The sequence below is a fragment of the Novosphingobium organovorum genome, assembly GCF_022832435.1.
Classification (GTDB): domain Bacteria; phylum Pseudomonadota; class Alphaproteobacteria; order Sphingomonadales; family Sphingomonadaceae; genus Novosphingobium; species Novosphingobium organovorum.
The window spans coordinates 1-6487 of record NZ_JALHLF010000151.1; the positions used below are offsets into that span (position 1 = coordinate 1).

At 64.9% G+C, this 6487-nt stretch carries 5 protein-coding genes; all 5 read right to left on the reverse strand.

The window, feature by feature from the left end; translation table 11 throughout:
* Positions 1 to 411: 411 nt before the first annotated feature.
* Positions 412 to 3174 carry a MobF family relaxase gene (mobF, locus tag MTR62_RS19250; RefSeq protein ID WP_244023987.1) on the reverse strand — a complete coding sequence of 921 codons (2763 nt, stop codon included), beginning with the start codon at positions 3172 to 3174 and terminating at the stop codon, positions 412 to 414.
* Positions 3174 to 5003, reverse strand: coding sequence for a type IV secretion system DNA-binding domain-containing protein (locus MTR62_RS19255; RefSeq protein WP_244023989.1), 1830 nt, complete (start codon positions 5001 to 5003; stop codon positions 3174 to 3176). Before MTR62_RS19255 ends, mobF begins: the two co-directional genes overlap by 1 nt.
* Complete coding sequence (locus tag MTR62_RS19260) at positions 5000 to 5371, reverse strand: hypothetical protein (protein ID WP_244023991.1); 372 nt, start codon at positions 5369 to 5371, stop codon at positions 5000 to 5002. The genes MTR62_RS19255 and MTR62_RS19260 overlap by 4 nt, the downstream gene beginning before the upstream one ends.
* Before the next feature lie 207 nt (positions 5372 to 5578).
* Positions 5579 to 6187: a hypothetical protein gene (locus MTR62_RS19265; RefSeq protein WP_244023993.1), complete on the reverse strand. Its 609-nt coding sequence runs from the start codon at positions 6185 to 6187 to the stop codon at positions 5579 to 5581.
* A gap of 76 nt (positions 6188 to 6263) precedes the next feature.
* Positions 6264 to 6487, reverse strand: a 224-nt coding sequence (locus MTR62_RS19270) for a helix-turn-helix domain-containing protein (RefSeq protein ID WP_244023995.1), incomplete at its 5' end; no start/stop codon positions are given.

Consider the following 6487-nt stretch of genomic DNA (forward strand, 5'->3'; position numbering starts at 1 on the left):
CCGCAATCGACATCAAATCCAGCGGGTAAATGGAGGTGCCCAGGTGACTTATCGACTCTGGGAATCCCCAGAGGGGCATCAGACCCAACTCGTCACAACCACGCCAGTAGGCCGAATTGAAGGCTTGCCAGAACCGAAGTTGGCGCTCGTATCCATCATTTCTGTGAAGACCTAGCCGTGGTGAGGGGGCGCAATGTCGCTGTACATGGACTGCGGCGCATCCTGGTCGAGGCCCGCCGACTGCTTCCGGTTGAGCACGGCGCTTCCGACCTGAACGAACGATGGCCTACATGCCCCCCTGTTGGGAGCGAACGACCACTAAGGCGGCGAAAGCGGGGAGCGACCATCCATGGTCCATTCTTACACGATAGCCTTGCTGGCGAAACCATCAACTCTAGCCCACAGCTAACTTCAACCTAGGCCAGTTCCTGCAGCTTTGTCGGCGATGGGCGTCAGTGTTGCCGCCTGCGCGATTGCCGTTTGCACATGTCCAGCACGCTCACTGATCGCGGAAATCAGTTTGCCGCGATCATTGGTGAAGATCATCGCCGACTCCCTGGCCCGGGAAATCCCCACGTAGAAGCTCTTCTGATCGACAAGGTTGGCCGCCTTGCTGTCGGCATGGATCATGACGTGATCGGCGGTGCGGCCCTGGGCAGCAAAGGCGGTATCGACATAGGCGTGGGCGATATGCCGGTCGCGCGCGGCATCAAGACGGAGCGTTTCGGTTTTGCCGCTCTGAGTCTGGATTGTGGCCGTGCGGGCCTGCTGGTCCACGGCGATCACCTCGCCGCGCCCGCCGTTGACCCGGCCCGCCTCGCGGTCGTTGCGGGTGAAGCGGATGGCGTCGCCGGATTTCAGGTCCATCGGCTGCGGCGCGAAGGCCTGGGCATGGCCCGCACCCCATTGGCGCAGCCGCCAATCCACCTCGCGGCCATCCTCAGATTTGAGCGTGATGGCGGACTTCGTCGGGTCGATGTTCTCAACGCGATAGGCTTCGCCCCGCGCCACGCCCTTGTCGGCATAGTCGCGGGTGAAGCGGACAACATCGCCCTTGTCGTAGCTCAGGGCATCGCGCGCCTCGGCGCGGGTCAGACCCTTGTTGGTCAGGCTCTCGACGGGGACAACGGGGCCGGTCAGCGCGCCCGATTGGGTGAGCGCGGTGCGAATGTCTGCGGTCAACGCGTCGCGGCCCTCGCGGGACGGCTCGATGACAAGGGTGCGGGCGCGTGCCTGCTTGTCCAGTCCGGCATATCGCTCGGCAATGGCGGCGAAGCGTTCGGCCCGGTCGGCGTTCTCGACGATCTGGCCGCCGCCCCGGTCCAGCACGGCCAGTGCCTTCTTGGCGTCCCCCTCGATAGACGCCAGCACCGCCTCCTTGGCGGCATCGTTGGTCTGCCGGACGATCTCGGCCAGCTTGACGGTTTCCATGCCCGCGCCCTGCAACTGCGCGAAGGCCGCGCCCGCTTCGACCGAACCAAGCTGCTTCACGTCGCCGACAAGGATGATGCGGGCATCATGCTTGTCGGCCAAGTCGAACAGTCGGGCGGTATCGCGGGCCGACAACAGCGAAGCCTCGTCCACGATCCATGCAGCGGGCTGACCTGGCTGGGGCCGCTCGGGCGCAAGCAGATGGCGGGCGACGGTATCAGCGCGTGTACCCAGCGCTTCGCCCAGCACCATCGCCGCCGCCGCCGTCGGTGCCAGCGCGACGACGGACAGGCCCTGTGCCTCGGCTTCGCGGGCGAAGGTCGTCAGGACGGTCGTTGTCTTGGCGGTGCCCGCATACCCCTGCAAGGCGGTGATCCGATTGCGGCTGGTCAAGAGCTGCTCTGTCGCCGCACGCTGATCGGCGTTCCAGCTGTGGCCCGTCCGTTCCGAGTTCGCGGCAGCGCTGGCAACGGCCTTGGCGGCCGCAAGAGGCGATGCGACAGGGGCAAAGGCGCCGCGCCCCTCTGCCTCTATCCGCAGCATCCTGATTTCGGTTTCGACATTCTGGCGGGTGGTGAACCCGGCGAACTCCGCGCCGCGCCGATCCTGAAAGGTCCGGTCGATCAACTCACCTTGTTTGGTCGCAGCCTCGATGGCCTCGCCGATCTGAGCGTAACCGACCTTGCCCAACCCGATCCGCCCGGCTTCCTCGTGTAAGGCGGCGGCGGCAAACACCGATTGCCGTTCGCCCAGCTTGTCGGCGGCATGGGCAACGGCGCGGGCGGCGACCCCGTCGCTCTGCATTTCGATGGCAGCGCGGTGTGCAGGATCGGCGGCCCTGGCTTCGGCCTGCTCGATCATAGCCAGCCGTGCCGCTGCGCCGAAACCGGTCTCGCTTGCCGTCTCGCGCCAGTCCGCGACAAGCGAAGCATGATCGGTGGCGACCTTGGCCTCGCGGGTGTCGAGCGCCGCCATCTGCTTTTCGGCGGCGCTGGCGTTGTCGCGCGACGTGCCGCGCTCGGCAAGCGCCGCCTCGATCTCGACGCTGCGGGTACTGAACGCGGCCATCACCTCGGCGGAAACGCCCTTGATCTCGAACAGCGAGTCCTTGCCTGCCTCGATCTCGTAGCCGAGTTCCCGGACCTTCAGTGCGAGTTCCTGCCGGTAAATCGCTCCGATCTGCTTCTGGAGCTGATAAAGGGCGCGCGGTTCAAGGCTGCGCCATGCGCCGTCCTCGGCCCGCGTCGCGTTCATGATGACATTGTGGGTGTGAAGCTGCGGGTCCTGGGCGCGGCTGGTGCCGTGCTGGAAGCTGGCGATGACCAGATTGCCGGTCGCCTCGCGGGTGACGGTGCTGCCGTCGCGGACACGGGTAGCGGCCATATGCTTCTCGACATGCGCCATCGCGGTCCTGACCGCTTCGCCATGCACCTCGATCAAGCGCCGGTCGCCCGCCACTTCGGCCATGAAGGAAACCGACTTGGGCGCACTCAGGGTCACGTCCCACCCGGGCCGATGCTCAACCTGGCCCTCGCGGAAAGTGCCAAGTTGCTGCTCGCCGATCTTGCCGTCGAGTAAATCGCGAAAGCTTTCGCGGTCCACTTCGCCCGACAGGCCCAGCGCCTCCGCGCCTTTCCCTTGCCACTCCGAAGGCGAGAGCCCGCCCTCGGCATAATAGTCGTCGGCTTCATAGTAGCTGCTGGCCTGCGCCGAACTGGTCAGCGCCGAAACGGATGCCACCATTACACCGGCCCCTTACTAGCGGGTGGCGGCGGGTTTGGCGGAGCGGGCGGCTCTTTCCCGGTCTGTTTCCAGAGGGTCGTATTGGGATCGCCTGCCAAGAAACCCGGCTGGCGGGCTTCGCCGCGCCGGGCGATATGATCGGCGGCCAGCCTGATCCGCGCCACCGGCAAGCCGTCTGGGAACAACAGATACCCCTCGAACTTGGGCAGCCGCATTTCGCTTTCCAGCACGGCGGGCCGCATCTTGCGCACCCGGCCCAAGGTGGTGGTGGCCTCGTCATCACCCTCGGCCAGGGCGTCGGTCATAGTCTGGATTTCGACCTCGCACTCACCGATGGTCTGACTGGCCCAGACGCGCGTTTCGTTATCGATGGTTTGCAGGAACAACTTGGTGTTGCAGCACCCCAGCATGGATTCAGCGATCTGCGGTCCGTAGCGGTGCCGCATCTGACCGAGCGCCTGAAAGGTCAGAACGACTGCCGCGCCGAACTTCCGCCCCTCGGGCAGCAGCCGCGCGAGGTTATCGACGCGGGGAAGATCGGCCAGTTCGTCGAGCACGAACCAGATGCGCCGGTCGGGCGACGGGGGAAGACCCAGCACCGCGCTCGCCGCACATTCCAGCCAGCAGGCGAGCAACGGCTTGGAGGCTTCGAAATAGTCCTCCTTGCGGGGCACGAATATCCAGGGCTTCGCGCCTTTGCGCTTGTCCAGACCATGAATGAAGTCCCGGAAGGCGAAAGGCGTGCCGCCGCTGCTCTCAACGCGCAGGAACTGGATCAGGTCGGCGGCCTTGGCGAGCATGAACAGGACGCTGCCCGTTGCCCGGTCGGCATCCTCGGCGAAGGTGCGCGCCGAGGATGTGCCTTTCAGTTGCTTCTTCAATTCCTCCTTGGTGCTGATCTGGAACATGGCCAGGAGGTCGGTCAGGCTGGTCTTACCCTCTTTCCAGAGCTGGCGGAGCATGTTGGCGACAAGGATACGGGAGGTCTCCAGCCACACGTCATTATCGTGTTGGCCGGTCTCGGTGATGAACTGATGCGCGATGCGGGCGGCATCGGCGGGATGAGCGATCTCGGCGAAGGGAGACCAGAAGGCGCAGCGAGCGTCGAAGGGATTGAGGATCACGTCGCCGCGCTCGGGCTGGTAGTAGTGGGCGATGAACTCGCCACTGGTGTCGTAAACCAAGGCGGCTTCGCCGCGCGCCTCGATCCCATCGAGCATCTGGCGCAAGGCGGTGGTCTTGCCGCTCCCTGTGGTGCCGATCATCGCCATGTGCCGGGTTTCCAGCCGTGACGGGATCGGTACCGTGCCGATGGTGAGCGCACCAGCATTCGCGTGTTTGGCGGTAAGCTTGGCCAGCTTCTTCTCCGTCGTAACCAAGGTCCCGGCGATGACGCGGTCTCGCAAGGCGCGCTCGCGCCGCCGCCATGCCGCCCCGCGCAAGAGGAACAGACCCGACAGCCAAGCGGCAAAGCCCAGCCAGCATCCGCGCAATATGAGCGTCTGCGTGGCGTGAGCTGCGCGCCTGTAATAGGCGTGGGCGGCGACGGCCCGCGCGGAAACCTCGTAGTCCCGCCCCTGGTAACTGATCTGGAGGGGCGGATCGGCAATCGCGCCCGAGACCAGCATGATCTTGGCACTGGCCCACAGGTATGTGCCCGTAGCCTCGACTGTCGGGCGGTCAAGGAGCAGGGACGGATAGGTAAGGCCACCTAAGACAACCGAGGCCAGCATGATCGCGGCCTGCCGTTTCAGGCGGCGGGTCTGACTGAGCAGGCTATGCCGACGCAGTGCGTCGGCGTGGACGCGCCGGTCATGGGGCGGGCTCATCGTCCGTCGCTCCCGGCAAGACGCCGCTGCCGATCATAGGCTGCATGGATTTCGGGGGTGATGGCTTCGTTCGTCTGGCGCACGCCGGTCGCGGCGCTGCGGGCATAGCAATAGGCGGCGCAAGCGGTGAACAACGCCCGGTCCAGCAACCGCTCCACGTCCACGATGCGGGTGCTGACCGATGCCAGTTCGGCGACGATCTCGCGGGTGTCGATCTCGTTACCCGCTCCGTGAACGAGGGTGGCAAGGCCCGCATCCACCACGCGGGCGAGCATGGCATATTCGCTCAATCCGTAGCTCTTGGCGAAGCCGACAAGGGTGCGGTGCTGGGCCGGAGTGAGCCGCACAGTCTGGGCGCGGGCGCTCATCGTGCCGCTCCCGACGAGATGCTATCCGCCACCGCGAAAAATGGCGGAATAGCGCCATTTCCTCGCCGCAGCATTTGGCGAGATGCTATCAGCATCCCGTCAAACCCGCAGAATTGCTGGATGCACCCGTGCGTGAGGTGTGTATCTGAATTGTTGGCTCGATGCGAAGCATCGCAGCCCCGCAACGCTGCCATTCCGGCGACCGGATCAGGCATGATCCGATCCTTTCCGGCAAGCATCACACAAGGCACCGCAGGAGCCACCGGAACAGCAACCGTCGGCTCCGCCGGAGCGGGAGTCCGGATCGGCGCAGGCCTCATGCTGCCCGCTGACCCATGCTGCGATCATCGCCTTGGCTGCGGGGTCGGCCTCCTTGCGGTCGATCTCCTCCGGGACGTGGCGAAGGGCGTAAAGGTCATGCTCCCGGACCCATGTCAGGACCGTATCCTCGATCGCCTGTTGCATCCGCTTGTGCAGCGCCTGTGCCTCGAACGGATTGAGGTGCGCGGTCACGCCGGTCGTGACGATCAGGCCGCCTATGGGAAGCCAGTGCCGCTCCGCCACCTGCCAAGGCCCGTCGATCCGGCAGGTGGAAACATCGCCGCGATAGATAGCGATCGGCGGGCGCTGGGCACGTCGCCACGGGATCAGGGAATTGCGCAGCGTATCGCCGTCCTCGTCGTCGGCAACGATCCTGTCGAGTAGCGGCGTCACATAGGGGGCAATGCGAGCGTCGATGAACGCGCGATACGTGATCTTGCGATCACCGCGCAGTAGGTCTGCAAGCCGGTCAACGGCCTTGCGAAAAATGGGCATGGGGTGTCCTTTCGTGAATTCCACGATTGGCAGGGGCCAGAGATGGAGTGAGACACGGGCGCCAAGCACCTCCGGGTCAGATGACGGTTCGGGATTGCGCCAAGCGTTTTATGGACTCGGTGGTAAGCAAGGTCCGTCTGCCGATCTTGATGGCATCGAGGCTGCCGGATTTTATCAGGGCGTAAACCGATGACCGCCCGACGCCGAGCGCCTTGGCAGTCTCATTGATGGATATGGCGAGAGGTTCCATGTGTGTGTAAGCGTCCGGCCTCGGTCGCGTTGCGAGGTGAGAGCGTGAAG